The organism is Spirosoma fluminis (assembly GCF_054778895.1).
In genome coordinates, this window is the sequence record NZ_BAAGZD010000003.1 from 398,924 (window position 1) to 413,572 (window position 14,649).

General features: G+C 53.1%; 10 protein-coding genes. 6 read left to right on the top strand and 4 right to left on the bottom strand.

The window, feature by feature from the left end; all coding sequences use genetic code 11:
* The first annotated feature begins 421 nt into the window (after positions 1–421).
* Positions 422–1,270, top strand: coding sequence for an alpha/beta fold hydrolase (locus ACYVBJ_RS03645; protein ID WP_460980941.1), 849 nt, complete (start codon positions 422–424; stop codon positions 1,268–1,270).
* 26 nt (positions 1,271–1,296) lie between these two features.
* On the opposite strand, the gene ACYVBJ_RS03650 is transcribed toward ACYVBJ_RS03645, so the two are convergent.
* Genes ACYVBJ_RS03650 through ACYVBJ_RS03665 form a run of 4 tightly spaced genes read right to left on the bottom strand, consistent with a single transcriptional unit; the run spans position 1,297 to position 7,641 of the window.
* Positions 1,297–1,935: a response regulator gene (locus tag ACYVBJ_RS03650; RefSeq protein ID WP_460980942.1), complete on the bottom strand. Its 639-nt coding sequence runs from the start codon at positions 1,933–1,935 to the stop codon at positions 1,297–1,299.
* 8 nt (positions 1,936–1,943) lie between these two features.
* Positions 1,944–3,803 carry a sensor histidine kinase gene (locus tag ACYVBJ_RS03655; protein ID WP_460980943.1) on the bottom strand — a complete coding sequence of 620 codons (1,860 nt, stop codon included), beginning with the start codon at positions 3,801–3,803 and terminating at the stop codon, positions 1,944–1,946.
* A 51-nt stretch (positions 3,804–3,854) separates the two neighbouring features.
* The gene (locus tag ACYVBJ_RS03660) at positions 3,855–5,729 is read right to left on the bottom strand and encodes a sensor histidine kinase (RefSeq protein WP_460980944.1); all 1,875 of its coding nucleotides are present in this window, start codon (positions 5,727–5,729) and stop codon (positions 3,855–3,857) included.
* Position 5,730: 1 nt separating this feature from the next.
* Positions 5,731–7,641, bottom strand: coding sequence for a sensor histidine kinase (locus tag ACYVBJ_RS03665; RefSeq protein WP_460980945.1), 1,911 nt, complete (start codon positions 7,639–7,641; stop codon positions 5,731–5,733).
* Positions 7,642–7,875: 234 nt separating this feature from the next.
* Here ACYVBJ_RS03665 and ACYVBJ_RS03670 point away from each other — a divergent pair, with 234 nt between their 5' ends.
* The 5 genes from ACYVBJ_RS03670 to ACYVBJ_RS03690 all read left to right on the top strand — a co-directional run bounded on the left by ACYVBJ_RS03670 (position 7,876) and on the right by ACYVBJ_RS03690 (position 14,646).
* Positions 7,876–9,135: a serine hydrolase domain-containing protein gene (locus ACYVBJ_RS03670; RefSeq protein WP_460980946.1), complete on the top strand. Its 1,260-nt coding sequence runs from the start codon at positions 7,876–7,878 to the stop codon at positions 9,133–9,135.
* A 156-nt stretch (positions 9,136–9,291) separates the two neighbouring features.
* Entirely contained in the window at positions 9,292–10,944 is a 1,653-nt protein-coding gene (locus ACYVBJ_RS03675; RefSeq protein WP_460980947.1) for a flavin-containing monooxygenase, read from the top strand.
* 53 nt (positions 10,945–10,997) lie between these two features.
* On the top strand, positions 10,998–12,398 hold the full coding sequence (locus ACYVBJ_RS03680) for a glycosyl hydrolase (RefSeq protein ID WP_460980948.1): 1,401 nt from the start codon (positions 10,998–11,000) through the stop codon (positions 12,396–12,398).
* Positions 12,395–13,834 carry an oxidoreductase gene (locus ACYVBJ_RS03685; protein ID WP_460980949.1) on the top strand — a complete coding sequence of 480 codons (1,440 nt, stop codon included), beginning with the start codon at positions 12,395–12,397 and terminating at the stop codon, positions 13,832–13,834. Before ACYVBJ_RS03680 ends, ACYVBJ_RS03685 begins: the two co-directional genes overlap by 4 nt.
* Positions 13,835–13,860: 26 nt before the next feature.
* Positions 13,861–14,646 (top strand): 3-ketoacyl-ACP reductase, encoded by a 786-nt coding sequence (locus ACYVBJ_RS03690; RefSeq protein WP_460980950.1) that lies wholly within the window; start codon positions 13,861–13,863, stop codon positions 14,644–14,646.
* The last annotated feature ends 3 nt before the right edge of the window (positions 14,647–14,649 follow it).

The following is a 14,649-nucleotide window of genomic DNA, read 5'->3' on the forward strand; positions in this document are numbered from 1 at the left end:
CGTTCAAAGCTGGCAAAGCCGGACGGGCGGCTGTGTATATTATCCACCACAACGGTCCGGCGGGCTTTAGTGTACAGGCAGGTTTGCCTTTCCGCCGGATTTCTCGTTTGTCGAGCCGTTTCCGGATGGGTTCGCTTTAGTCACTTCCACAGTAATAGAGAAGATAGGGTCAATAAACAGAGAAGTGAGTTATTGAACCGACCCGATACGAAGTTGCCCAGTGGTCTTCACTTCAAGCGTAATTTAGCTCAACTCATCGATCCGATTCGCGGATTGATAGCGATTAAATTCATTACGTAGCAGATTCGGGCTACCTTAGCTTTACTAAGGCCTCGATGGTTGCTTAGGTAATCCGTACCGGCACCATGGACATAGCCCCGGTTTGCCAGCGTTCGTGGACAGCGAACAGACAGACAGCATAATGAGTAGTACAGGAATAATTGATAGTCAAGGGTTTAGTCTAGGGTATAGCATTGAAGGAACGGGCCTTCCAGCGCTGGTGATTGGTAGTGCCATTTATTACCCCAGAACCTTTCTGAACGAGATTCGGGAGCACCTGCAATTGATATTTATTGATCATCGGGGTTTTGTTCGACCGCCATCTGCCCAGCTAACCACCGATGATTTCGAGATAGGTGTATTGTTGGAAGACATTGACGCCATGCGGGCCGCGCTGAACGTAACCCGCTGTGTAGTCATTGGTCATTCGGGACACGCCTTTCTGGCCCTCGAATATGCCAAAGCCTATCCGCAACACGTATCACAGGTGGTTATGATCGGTGCCAGCCCCGACTACAGCGAGGCTACCGCTCAGGCAAGGCAGGCCTTTTTCGAGCAGGACGCAACGCCCGAGCGAAAATCGGCCCTTGAAAAAAGTATGGCCCTGCTGCCCGCCCGGATCATGGCCCAACCCGACCGGCGCTTTATTCACATGTGCGTTTGCGCCGGTCCGCTAAGTTGGTATGACTACACGTTCGACGCCACCACGTTGTGGGAGGGAGTGTATACCAATATGCAGATCCTGGATTACGTCTGGGGCGTAGTGTTTCGGGATATTGACATCACCAAAGGACTCGATACGTTCGACAAGCCGGTATTTCTGGCGCTGGGCAAATATGATTACCTGACGGGCTTACCTTTTTTATGGAATGACGTTCGGCCCCAATTCCAAAATCTGACCCTGCGCGTATTTAGCAAGAGTGCCCACACCCCCCAATTCGAAGAACCGGAGCGCTTTAACAAAGCACTGCTGAAGTGGCTTTACAAATAATGCGGGCATCAGCAACGAACAGCTGGTCAGGCCAGTCCATGTTCGAGGGCAAATTTGACCAGGTCGGCGGGTTTGTTGATGCCTAGTTTCAGGTTGATATTGTTGCGGTGCGTCTTGACCGTGGCAACGCTTAAAAACAGCTTTTCGGCAATTTCTTCATTAGTAAAGCTCTGCCCAACCAGACCAATGATCTCAAGTTCGCGTTTGGTGAGTTGAAATTGCTTCATAAACGAATCGTCGGCGTGCATATTCGCTTTATGCGCCTGGGTAAGTTTCGGGTCGTAGTACGTCTTGTTGGCGCTGACGGTCTCAATGGCGTTTATGACTTCATCGACACCTGAATTTTTCAGGATGTAGCCCTGCACGCCCATCTTTTTGCAGTCGTCCACGAACTTCCGGTCGTTATACATCGTCAGCACGATGATTTTAACGGTTGGAGCCACTCGCAGCAACTGAGTCGCTACGTCCAGTCCGTTGATGTACGGCATGTTGATATCCAGCAGCACTACGTTCGGCATCAGCCGATTGACGGCTTCCAGCACATCTTTTCCGCTAAACACCTGCCCTACTACCGCCAGGCTCGGCTCGGTGGACAGCATCATTTTCATGCCGTCATTGAACAGCTGATGATCGTCGGCAATCAGGATTCGGGTTTGTGTTTCCATCGGTTTCGTTATTGGTATGGAATTTCGACAATGGCCGTTACGCCGTGCGGGCTGGCATCCACGTCGAGCTTTCCCTGGATAAAATCTACTTTAGACGTCAGGTTATTATAATCGGGGGTTCGCGGGCCATCGTCTTCGGTGATGAAGCTCAGGTGGTCGTGATTAAAAATCAGCTGAACCGTTGCCTGCGTAGCGGTGGAGTTTCGCAAAATGTCGTTGATCAGTTCGGACGCGATCCGGAACACCTGTACCTCCGTCGATGCGTTGAACCGCCGTTCCGTACCGACCACCATGTATTCGAACTGAATGGAACTGGTATCAGCCACTTTATCGATGGTTTCGGCCAGCGATTTCGACAGGCCTAACTGCGCAAAATTTTTCGGCATCAGGTTGTGCGAAACGGTACGTAGGTTCTCAACGGCCCGGTCTAACAGCTTGCGGGCTTCGGCCAGAACGGGGAAGCGTTCGCCGATGTCGGGCTTGCGAAGCGCACTCGACAGATACCCAATAGCCGTTGACAGCATGGCTCCTACGTCGTCGTATAAATCTTCGGAAATCCGGTTTCGCTCGATTTCGAGGGCGTCGATGATTTTCCGCGACTGTTCCTGTTCGCTCCGGTGGAGAGCGGTCAGCAGTTGTTCGTTCTGCAGTTTATATTTCTGAAACCAGAAGTAGAGTACGCCCGACGACAGGACCAGTAGATCGAACAGAAAATTAATAACGACCACTACGTAGCTATCGACCTGAAACAAAGGCTCCTGCCCACGGATAAAGGCCAGATTAATAAAGAAAACAAGCAGGTAGCCGATGAGCTGAAGCGCCAGCGTAACGGTGTAAAAGATGACCACATTTTCGCGTCGGCCAATCCGTTCGAAGATGGACCAGAACGCCAGCCCGATACTGATGACCATAAACGCCAGCGTCGTGTTGTACGTCCATTGGAAATGATTAAGCGGAAATACGTCCAGCATCCGCAACACGATGTTAAGCGCCAGGATTGCCAGCATACTGTACTTGAACGTCTGCACCGCCCAGAACGCCCGGCTATGCGCTGCCCGCTGGCCGATAAAATGCTGCATGAACTGCAGCTGGGCCAGCATGATGAGCCAGCCCGACAGTAGGGCCGGGTCGAGCCGGTTGAAACCCGGCGAATCAGGCCACAGGTACTGAAACCCTAATCCGGACTGGGCCGAGATATGAAACGCGATCGCCACTATCAGCCCCACGAACCAGAAGTAAACAGTCTCACGGGTAGCTGCATACGCCACTACGTTGATCAGAAAGATCAGTATACTCAGTCCGGTCAGGATACCCCAGAACAGATAACTTTTTCGATCAGCCCGCTCAAAGGCGTCGGCTTCCCATAGACTGGCCCGCACGCCCAGGACCTCATACCGTTTAGCAACCATTACAAAGATGTCGGTGGGCGTTTTCCCATCCAGGGCCACCGGAAAAACCCAGTTGCTGCTGGGAAAACCCCTTGAACTGAACGGCAGCGCATCGCCCGTGATCACCTGCTTCACCAGCCGGTTGTTAATCACCTGATAAAACCAGAAATCGTTGATGCGCGGATTGTCCAGTTCAACGAAAACAGTTCGTGGCGTTCTGGCCCCTAAGCGGAAATGCAGCCAGTGGTGCGATGCTGTATAGCCCCGGTTTAGTACGCTGGTTGGCAGATCGTTGAAAGCCCGCCGTTTTTCCAGGTCGACAATCTGACGAATGGTGAGTTGAGCCGAGGTATCTTCGTAATGGGCCACAGAGCCATCCAGCGCCAGGTGCTTACCCGCTTCAACCCAGTACGTTTTCTGGGCCTGCGACCAGGTTGCACTCAGCGTCAGCACTAGCAGTATGTAACCTATTCTTTTCAAAGGCAGCGGGCTTTAAAACAAATGTAGACCAGGGCTGCGCCCTAAAACATACTAACTTGTTTGTATTTTTTGCGGGATCAGAACGGCTATAGTAGTGCCGTTACGGCCCGACTTAATTGTTACCTCGGCCCGTAGTTCGCGGGCGCGGGCGTACAGATTTCGCACGCCAATGCCACCCGTCGCTTCTGCCACAGTCGCCGTATCAAATCCCTTTCCGTTGTCGCTCACCGTCAACGAAACGCGCTCGCTGTCGGCACTTACTACTACGTTGGCCTGGGTTGCATTTGCGTGTTTGATAACGTTGGTAATCAGCTCGGTACCGATCCGATACAGTTGAACTTCCTGGCCAATCGATAAGAAAGGTACGTCGCCGGTTCGCGTGAGCGTAAAGGGCACCGGCTGGGTTTGATTCAGGTGTTGAATCAACTCAAAAAGCGAATTCGTCAAACCCTTTTCGGCCACAACGACCGGCAGGCTGTTCTGCAAAATCTGGTTTAAATCTGTATCGACCTGCTGAATAAGCCGCCTGGACTCGGCTAGTTTTGGCGAGGACATGCCGTTTTCTAATGTCTGCCCGGCTTCCTGAAGTCGTCGGCATACGTTTACCTGCAACAGGGTGTGGATTTGCTCCCGCTCGGCATCGAGCACCTCAATGATCTGCTGGTTGGTTTCCTGACGCGACTGGGCCAGGTTGATCGTCAGCTGCTGCTGCTCACTAAGCGACTGGCGATACCGATACGCCAGCAGGTAGGCAAACACCACCAGATCAATAAAAAAGATTACGGTCAGGATCAGATACGGATCAATAAAATACGTGCTGTTTGCCAGATACCGCATCGTATTCTGAATAATATTGATCAGCTGACAGGCCGTCTGTAGAGCAGCTCCGGCTCCATACAACTGCCTTAACTCATTATCCGAACGCAGCGCCACAACCGCAGTCCAGACGAATAGAACTGTCATTATATTCGCCAGTACAGCATGAATACGCGTGATGGTAATAACGATCTCGGGATACTGCTGCGGAATAGCCAATATTTGCAAGACGATAATGATCAACGAGCCTGCCCAGAAGACGTATTTCATGATTTGCGTAACCCGGAAAAGGGGCTTATTTTCCTCTTGCAGATTCAGAAAATACTGCTGAAACTGCAGCATCGCCGGGATATACAGCCACAGCGCCTGAATGACCGGATCGGGCGCGTTCAGAGCCGGAAGGGCAGGCCACAGGTATTGAAAGCCCAGTCCCGTGTCAGCCGCCTGCCGCAACGTAAGGCCGAGTACGTAGAGCGCGTACCACAAGTACACCCGGTCGCTGGTTGTGCCCCAGTAAATGAAATTGAGCAGCACCACCAGCACGACTACGCCCACAAAAATGCCCCACAGAAAATACGCCCGCTGTTCTTTATCTTCAAAGTCGCTGGTGCGCCAGAGCGTAATTTCCGTAGCCAGATTTTCGAATCGCTTGTCAACCCGGACGTAATAATCGATGGTTTGGTGAGCGTCAAGATAAACGGGGAACGCAAAGCTTTTGGTAAGAATAGGACGTTGGCTAAACGGCAGCCAGTCGCCGGTTCTGGTCACCGAAAGCAGCCGGCCGTTCTGCACGGCGATTACGTCGAGCCGGTTGATCGTCTGATTGCGAACATCAAGCGTAAGCTCCCGGGGAGTATCACCGGCCGATAACCGAAACCTGAACCAGTGCAGCGACTCAGTATAACCGAAGCTTTGCCGATGCAGTCTGACGGGTTTGAAATCAGGTACGTGTATTACCTGCCGAATGGTGGCCTGCGCGGTGGTATCTTCCCAGTGAAACAGGAAAAGCGGCTGGGCATTTATCGACCTGACGGACTGGGCATGGTACCACGCAAGGCCCGAAATGGACAGGACCACGACCACAAATAATCCGATCAGATTGCGAACCATATCAGGGAGTGGCAAGGGGAATACTGACCATAACCGAATGGCCCTGCTCATTGGCGTCGATCAGCAGATCGGCGTTCAGATACGCTGCTTTCGTACGCAGGCTGCGCCAGCTGCTTGCCGTGCCCCCCTCATCCGCGTTCAGGCCATTGTCCTCAACGGTCAGGTTCAGCCGATCGGGATGATAAATCAACTGTACAGTCGCTTCGGTCGCATCCGGCCGCTGTTGAACCTGCCGGAGCAGATCGGTAGCCATACTGAACACCAGCATCTCAGACTGAGCATCCAGCGGCTTCACCTGCCCCACACTGACGAACTCGACCTGCGTATGCTCGCCTACTACGTTCCGGATAGTCTGTTCAATGGCTTTAGTCAGCCCAATCTGTTCAAAATGACGGGGCATCAACTGATGCGAAATGGTACGTAATTCGTGGGCCGCCCGATCGAGCAGGGCTTGCGAGTGAAGCATTTGGGGTGATTTCTCATTGCGACTCAGCAGCGACAGGTAGCCTTTGGCCGTCGATAACGTAGCCCCGACGTCGTCGTGGAGGTCCTGAGCCAGCCGACGCCGTTCGTCTTCCAGGGCGTTGATCACGCGCCGTTGCGATTCCTGCCGGGCTTCGAGCAGGTTGAGTTCGAGCGCCCGGTTGGTTTGCCGGAAGGCGCGGTATCGATATGCCAGGCCGTACGAAAAGAAAACGATGTCCAGAAACACCGTTACGCCCATAACCACGTACGTTTCCACATCGAATGGCAGCGCCCAGCCCTGATTCTGACAAAAGTTGATAAACGCCACAATCGAGAATCCCGTAGACTGAACAATAAGCGCGTAGACGTAATAACGGACCACCTGTTGCCCCTGCTTTCGGGCACTCCGGCGTACCGATTCATACAGGCTGATGCCCGTCAGCAGCAAAATCAGGATCACAAAATAGCGGGTAGCAGACGCAACCAGCTTGTATAGATACGTCTCCCGTCCATCGAGCTCAATAGCCTGAATACCAACAACCAGTAGTAAAGTGCCAATGACTACGAGTTTGAACCAATTTATCCAGCGAAACACACGGCTGTTGTGCGCGGTCTGGTGAATGAAAAACTGCAAAAACGTGATCTGTGCCACCATCGCTAACCAGACGTAGAGGTAAACCGGGCTGTATGCATTGATCTGGGGCGTATCGGGCCAGAGGTATTGAAACGCCAGCCCGGCATCGGAAAACAGATGCATGGTCATAAAATGCAGATACAACGCATACCATAGATAGATCCGGTCGCGGGTGGCCAGCAGCATGACTAACGTAACAACCAGTACGATGCAGATGACGCCGATATAGATACCCCAGATGAAGTACTCATCGCGGTCGATGTGCGAAAACACAGTGCGGGGCCAGAGCCGGATAAAGAACGAAAGAATGGCGTTGGGCCGGTCAAAACGCAGGTAGTATCCGGCTTTCTCTCCCGCCGGAATGCGCAGCGGAAACACGTAGTTATTGTTCACGTACGGCCGCTGGCTAAAACGAAACCGATCGCCCGTCAGCGCTACCGAGCGGACTCGCTGGTTCCGGACTTCGAATAACTCGACCTGATCGATGTTGGCGTATTCAATTTCGAGCATCAGATCGGCCTTCTGAACCGACTCCAGTTCAACATACAGCCATTGAACCGAGGTGTTGTAGCCAAAATCCTGCCGAAACGTGGGACTAACAGAAGGCGTAAACTGACCTTGTTCGCGCCGTCGAATCACCTCGCGGATTGTAAGCTTTCCCGTCGAATCTTCCAGGCGATACAAGGCATCTCTGAGCGACAACTCGCCGGACGGCAAACGAGATGCTCCGACCAAAAGGGGTTGTTGGCCGGGCTGCGCCCAACCCGCACGGGCTATTCCGAGGAACAGCCACAGAAACCAGACGTATTTCATTGGCGGGATAGGTTAAGGTTGTCAAGGCACCGGGCAAAGTGCCTATGCCTCTATTTATTAGTCACTTAGAACGACAGAATAGACAGGCATAGGTCAAAAGAAACGTATTTCTCCAATAAATACAAACAAGTCTGTATGGAAACGCCCCTGTTTGACAGGCCACCTTTGCATCATCAAAACAAACATAATGAACCCGTATTCGGCGGCAACTACCGCCCTAACTAAACAAACCCCATGAAACGCTCCCTTACGTTTATTTCTGGTCTAGCCTTAACCGCCTGTTTGCTGCTTACGACCACAAGCTGCGACAAACCCCTTGATGTGCAACCCCTCGACTCGACCAGTGGCGCTCGCCTGGGTGACATTGGCGATATCAGCGCCCACGGTTTTGATCCGGCAGTTATGAAAACAAAGATCGACGCCTACATGAACGCACAGAATGTAAGCGGTTATGCGTATACCATATTTGTCAACGGCAAGCGCGTAGCAACAGCCGAAGGACGGGGGGGAGTAGCCCGTAAATCGGTGGATTACCTCGAATCGCAGGCCATCGCCCATTCGCCCTGGATCCGGCAGGAAGTGGCCAGCTGCTCGAAATACATTACGACACTGGCTGTGGTCCGGATGCTGGACCGCGCTGGTGTGAGTCTCGATACGTCAATCCGGTCCTATCTGCCCTCATTCATGACGCCTTCGCCAAAATCCAAGACCATTACGTTCCGGCAGTTGCTCTCGCACCACTCGGGGCTGGTGAGCGACACCGACGATCTGAACATTACACTGGCCGATATGATCCTTGCCGTGCAGACGGACAACAGCACACTGCACGATTCGTACCAGTACAACAACATGAATTTTGCGTTATGTCGGCTCCTGCTGCCGTACGTTTACTGGAAACAGGTATTGAAACTAAGCACCCAGACCCTGAAGAACAAAGAAGCCAACCAAACGAACCTGGACACGGAGCTGGCAACTGTTTTCCTGAATTTTGTCCGCAACGATGTGTTTAAACCTGCTGGTATATCAGACTGGAATCAGATCGGTGCCGTTGATGCCGGCAATAACTCACCTACCTTATACTACTCGAACAACGTAATGGGTTTCAGTGGCGTAAGCATCAGCGTATTAAACGAAAACCGCAATCTGGGATCGGTTGGATTTGACTTAAACGCCATCGAGTTGGCGCAGATCACATCGGCGGCCCGGGATTACAAGATCGTGTCGCAACCCTTGATGAATGCCATTCGAACCGGGTACAAATCACGCCCCTTAGGCTTCAACGATTCGCGAAAAGGTAAGTACGGCGAATACTACTACAAATACGGCGGAGCGAATTGGAATTCAAACGGCAAATCCGGTGGCCTGGCAACCATGCTGGTTGATTTCGACTGTTCGGCTGCGAATGTGCAGGTGGCCGTTGTAGCAAACCAAAATAAGAGCAGCGTATCCGACATCAACTGGATACAGACAGCGTTCGAAAGCGCCTGGAAGTAAGCAGTCGTACTCGCTGGCTACAGTTTTTCGCAGAAGCGACCCGATTTATGGGTCGCTTTTTTTAAGCCTTCTGCCGAAAAATACAAACAAGTTGGTATGGAAATGCCCCTCCCCAATCTGCCAACTTTGTCCTATCAGTTAACCATCGCAAAAGCTATGAAAACGCTCCAGTTCAACCAGCACTCAACTCCATCCGTTAAACCGTCTTCTCCCCTGCTTCCCGAACGGCACCGTACCGCTGACCCACACCAACCGGCTTCTACAAACCGACCTGACCGTAAAAAACTGGTCGGTATTATTGGTGCGGGTGTCAGCGGTCTGGTAACCGCTAAAACCATGCGTGAGCACGGCTTCGACGTCATCATCTTTGAAAAAGAAGCGGAGTTGGGCGGTGTCTGGACCTCGACCCGCCGGTACCCCAACGTAACGACCCAGAACACGCGCGATACGTATACGTTCTCTGATTTCCCAATGCCCAAGCACTATCCGGAGTGGCCGTCGGGACAACATGTGCAGGAATACCTCACCGGCTACGCCCACCAGTTTGGTATCCTTCCCTACATCCGTTTCAACACGAAGGTAGAACAAGCGGAACCGATCGAGCAGGGAACCGGTGGCTGGGTACTTTGCATCACAGCAGATGGGCACTCAACGGAAATTCAGGTTGACTTTCTGGTCGTGTGCAACGGGGTGTTCAGCGAACCCAACATGCCGCAGATTCAGGGACAGAACCAGTTCAAAGGTCAGGTACTACACAGCACTCAGTTCCGGCAGGAGCACCTCGAAGCCGCCAGAACCCAGAAGGTAGCGGTGGTAGGCTTTGCCAAATCCGCCCACGATATTCTATCCCAGGTCAGCAACGTATCCGAAAAACCCGTCTGCATTTATCGGGAAGCCAAGTGGAAAATGCCCCGTATTTTCTGGGGACTCAACTTCAAATACCTGCTGCTGCACCGCTTTGGCGAATCGCTGTTTCCGTATCGGTTCCTGTACGGTATCCACAAGTTTCTGCACGGGCCGCTGGGCAAACCAGTAACCAACGTACTGGTCAAAAGCATCGGTAAGCTGGTAGCCGCTCAGCTAAAACTCAAAAAAAGTGGTCTGCTACCCGACAAACCATTCGACAGCATTGCCAACTGCTCCATTGGCTTAACGTCCGATAACTTCTACGAACGGGCCGCCAGTGGTGAAATCCAACTGGAGAAAGGCGAGATTAGCCGCTTCGAGGCCGATGGCGTTATGCTGACAACCGGCAAAAAAATAGCGGCCGACCTGGTTGTTTTTGCAACGGGTTTCCGGCAAACGGTTCCCTTCTTCAGCCAGACCGTCAGCCGTCAGTTACGTAACGCAAAAGGATGGTTTCAGCTCTACCGGAACGTCTTGCCGATCGACGTACCGAATTTGGCCTTCGTGGGCTATAATCCATCTTTGTTTACGCCCTTCACCTCCGAGCTGGCGGCTCATTACTCCGCCCAGTATTTCAAAAACCAGCTTCGCTTACCCAACCCCGACGTAATGAAGGCAGAACTGGCTCAGCATCAGGAGTGGCTGTTAAAACGGGTGCCGCACGGACACTCGTCCGGTACCTGCATCATTCCGTTCTCGTTCCACCACGCCGACGAACTGATGCGCGACATGGGCCTGAAAACACGCCGAACGGCGAACCCGATCAAGGAATTTATGGCTCCCTTTAACCCCGGTATGTACAAAGGCCTCACCCAACAGTTGCAGGCACTAGCCTCAGCAAATCAAGTCAGCAGTACGTCAGTCTTCAACGAAAAGCCGATCGCTGCCGACGTAATAAGTTAGTAACTTATGGGGGTGTTGTTCTTTAGTCGGTAGATTCCTTCTTTAACCGGCGAATGATTCAGATTAACAACGATCTTACACCCACCGACTTTTCAGCGAAACTAACTAAGTTCTGGGCGCTTTCCGGGCAAAAAATTCGCCTGATCGACGAGCAATACGACACAGACAAAGGTTCACCTGTTTTTACGGTTCAGGGAACGTACACTACCCGCGGCTGGACGGAGTGGACACAGGGCTTTCAATACGGCTCGGCCATTCTGCAATACGACGCTACCGACGACGCGTATTTTCTGGACATGGGTCGCAAGAAGACCGTCGACGTAATGGCTCCACACATCAGCCACGTTGGCGTCCATGACCACGGTTTCAACAATGTCAGTACCTACGGCAACCTGCTTCGACTCATGGTAGAAGGCAGGTTGCCATTTAATGAACCCGAGCGAAATTTTTATGAGTTGGCCCTAAAAATATCGGGCGCGGTTCAGGCCAGCCGCTGGACATCTATCCAGAGCAGTCCCTCTGCCAGCGCAGGGTTCATTCACTCATTTAACGGTCCTCATTCGCTGTTTGTCGATACGATACGTTCGTGCCGGGCACTGGTGCTTAGCCACAGCCTGGGCCATGTATTTCAGGCCGAAGGTGATGTAAAGATCAGTTTACTCGAACGGGCTATCCTGCACATGAAAGCCACGGCCGACTATTCTGTATTTTACGGAGAGGGCCGCGATACGTATGACGTGTGGGGCCGCACCGCCCACGAATGCATATTTAACGTCAAAGATGGCAACTACCGCTGTCCGAATTCGCAGCAGGGATACTCCGGATTCACGACCTGGACCCGTGGCTTAGCCTGGGCTATGTGTGGCTTCCCTGAGGAACTTGAATACCTGGCTACCCTCGACGACAGTGAACTTGGCCCTTTGGGCGGACGCGAAGCCATCGAAACGTTCATGCTCAAAGCGGCCCGTGCCACCTGCGATTTTTATATTGAGCATACGCCCCTCAACGGCATTCCGTACTGGGACACCGGCGCCCCCAACCTGCATAAACTGGGCGATTACCTCGACCGGCCCGCCGACCCGTATAATGACTACGAACCGGTAGATAGCACCGCAGCGGCCATTGGCGCCCAGGGTTTGCTCCGACTGGGCAACTACCTGACTAACAAAGGCGATACGGAAGCCGGTAACCGCTATTGGCAGGCAGGTCTGACCGTACTGAATTCGCTGCTCGACGAGCCGTATCTGAGCACCGATCCGAATCACCAGGGCCTGCTATTACACTCGATTTACCACCGGCCGAACGGCTGGGACTACGTACCGGAAGGCAGCACCATTCCGTACGGCGAGTCGAGCATGTGGGGCGATTATCACATCCGCGAAGTGGCGCTGTACCTTCAGCGCATTGTCAATGCCCAGCCTTACTACGCCTTCTTCAACTGCCTGCAACCATGAGTGCGAAAAATAAACCGAAGTATTCCCGCGTCGCTCAGTTAAAGACAGCGGCTGATTTTCAATCGTATCTGGAGGCCAGCGGTGTTGAGTTACCGTTTGACGAAACGCTGTTACCACCCGACGAAAGCCCGTTCAATCGGCCTATCCCGCTCAAATCGGGCAAGGTCATCGGCAATAGCCTGTGCATTCTGCCGATGGAAGGCTGGGATGGCACGCTCGACGGGCATCCGTCGGAGCTGACCCGTAACCGCTGGCGCAAATTTGCGGTCAGTGGGGCTAAGCTGCTGTTCGGATGCGAAGCCGTAGCCGTTTGTCATTCGGGCAAGGCCAATCCGAATCAGCTGGTACTAAACGACGATACGTTCCCCGATTTCGTCGAACTGCATCAGCAAATTCTCGACCAGCATACCGAGCAGTTCGGACGTACCGACGACCTCGTCATTGGTTTGCAGTTGACACATTCCGGCCGTTTCTGCAAACCGCATAGCCATAAAGCGTTTGAATCAAAGATTCTGTACAGCCACCCGTTTCTGAATAAGCGTTTCGGGATGGAGGCCGACTATCCGACGCTTACCGATGAGGAAATTGATCAGATTATCGAGCATTACGTGAAAGCGGCCGTACTGGCGCAGAAAGCCGGGTTTGATTTTGTCGATGTCAAGCATTGCCACGGCTACCTAGGTCATGAGTTTTTAAGCGCGGTCAGCCGACCGGGTAAATACGGCGGAAGTTTTGAAAACCGGACCCGGTATCTGCGCAGCATCGTTGCCGGTATCCGGCAGGCAGCGCCGGGCTTAGAAATGGGCATCCGTCTCAGTGCGTTTGATTTCCTTCCCTTCAAAAAAGGCCCCGACGATGTCGGCATCCCTGAGTCTGCAGATCAATACCCGTTTGCATTTGGTGGGCAATCCAATGGATTGGGCATCGACCTGACCGAAACCAAAGCGATGCTTGAATTAGTGCAATCGCTGGGTATTCAGTTGGTCTGCATTACGGCGGGTAGTCCGTATTACAATCCCCACCTGACGCGGCCGGCCCTGTTTCCCCCTTCCGATGGGTACCTGCCCCCCGAAGAGCCATTCAAGGGCGTGAAACGCCACCTCGACGTAACGTATGAGCTCAAGAAGGCCTTTCCTGAGTTGGTCATCATCGGGTCGGGGTATTCCTACCTACAGGAATGGTTGCCGAACGTAGCGCAGTACGTATTGCGAACCGGCCTGGCCGACAGCATTGGCTTCGGCCGGATGGTACTCTCCTACCCGACTATGCCCGCTGATATGACTGCCGGTCGACCTCTCGTGCGTAACATGCTATGCCGTACGTTTTCGGACTGCACCACGGCCCCCCGTCACGGTATGGTTTCGGGCTGTTATCCCCTGGACCCGCATTACAAGAAGATGCCGGAAGCCGAACAGCTGAAAGCGGTTAAAGTGTAGCCCATGACTGAGGACAACGTAACGGAATGAGCCCGAACCAACCGAAGAAGGTAGCTTTCGTAACCGGTGGCAGCCGGGGAATTGGGTATGGCATTGCCCAGCACCTGGCGAACGCGGGGTTTGATCTGGCTATCAATGGGGTTCGTCCGGAAGAAGCTGCCCGGGAGGCCCTCGATGGCTTGCGGACCCTGGGCGCTGACGTTATCTACTGCCCCGGCGACGTAGCGTCGACAGAAGCCAGGCTTGCTATGCTGGATAAGATTCATTCGCATTTCGGGCGATTGAACGTCCTGGTCAATAATGCGGGAGTAGCTCCCAAGGAACGGCGTGACATTCTGGAAGCCACCGAAGAAAGCTTTCAGCACGTATTGACCACCAACCTGCAAGGCGCTTATTTTCTGACCCAGGCGGCTGCCAACTGGATGATTCAGCAAAAGACAGGACAGCAGGACTTTACCGGCTGCATTATCAACGTATCGTCTATTTCCGCCACCGTAGCCTCCGTTAACCGTGGAGAATATTGCGTAGCGAAGGCGGGGCTAAGTATGGCTACGCAACTGTTTGCAACCCGGCTGGGAGAATACGACATTCCGGTATATGAGGTACGTCCGGGTATCATCCGCACCGACATGACCGCTGGCGTGACCAGCAAATACGACAAACTGATCGACGACGGCCTCTGTGTGCAGAAGCGCTGGGGATATCCCGATGACGTGGGAAAAGCGGTAGCCTCGCTCGCCCGTGGTAACTTCCCCTACTCAACGGGGCAGGTCATTATGATTGACGGGGGTTTAACTCTACCCAGACTGTAAGTA

What these genes read in the sequence shown, in the direction of transcription:
- ACYVBJ_RS03645 (WP_460980941.1), top strand. Translation starts at nt 422, where the DNA reads ATGAGTAGTACAGGAATAATTGATAGTCAAGGGTTTAGTCTAGGGTAT.
- ACYVBJ_RS03650 (WP_460980942.1), bottom strand. Translation starts at nt 1,935, where the DNA reads ATGGAAACACAAACCCGAATCCTGATTGCCGACGATCATCAGCTGTTC.
- ACYVBJ_RS03660 (WP_460980944.1), bottom strand. Translation starts at nt 5,729, where the DNA reads ATGGTTCGCAATCTGATCGGATTATTTGTGGTCGTGGTCCTGTCCATT.
- ACYVBJ_RS03665 (WP_460980945.1), bottom strand. Translation starts at nt 7,641, where the DNA reads ATGAAATACGTCTGGTTTCTGTGGCTGTTCCTCGGAATAGCCCGTGCG.
- ACYVBJ_RS03670 (WP_460980946.1), top strand. Translation starts at nt 7,876, where the DNA reads ATGAAACGCTCCCTTACGTTTATTTCTGGTCTAGCCTTAACCGCCTGT.
- ACYVBJ_RS03675 (WP_460980947.1), top strand. Translation starts at nt 9,292, where the DNA reads ATGAAAACGCTCCAGTTCAACCAGCACTCAACTCCATCCGTTAAACCG.
- ACYVBJ_RS03680 (WP_460980948.1), top strand. Translation starts at nt 10,998, where the DNA reads ATGATTCAGATTAACAACGATCTTACACCCACCGACTTTTCAGCGAAA.
- ACYVBJ_RS03685 (WP_460980949.1), top strand. Translation starts at nt 12,395, where the DNA reads ATGAGTGCGAAAAATAAACCGAAGTATTCCCGCGTCGCTCAGTTAAAG.
- ACYVBJ_RS03690 (WP_460980950.1), top strand. Translation starts at nt 13,861, where the DNA reads ATGAGCCCGAACCAACCGAAGAAGGTAGCTTTCGTAACCGGTGGCAGC.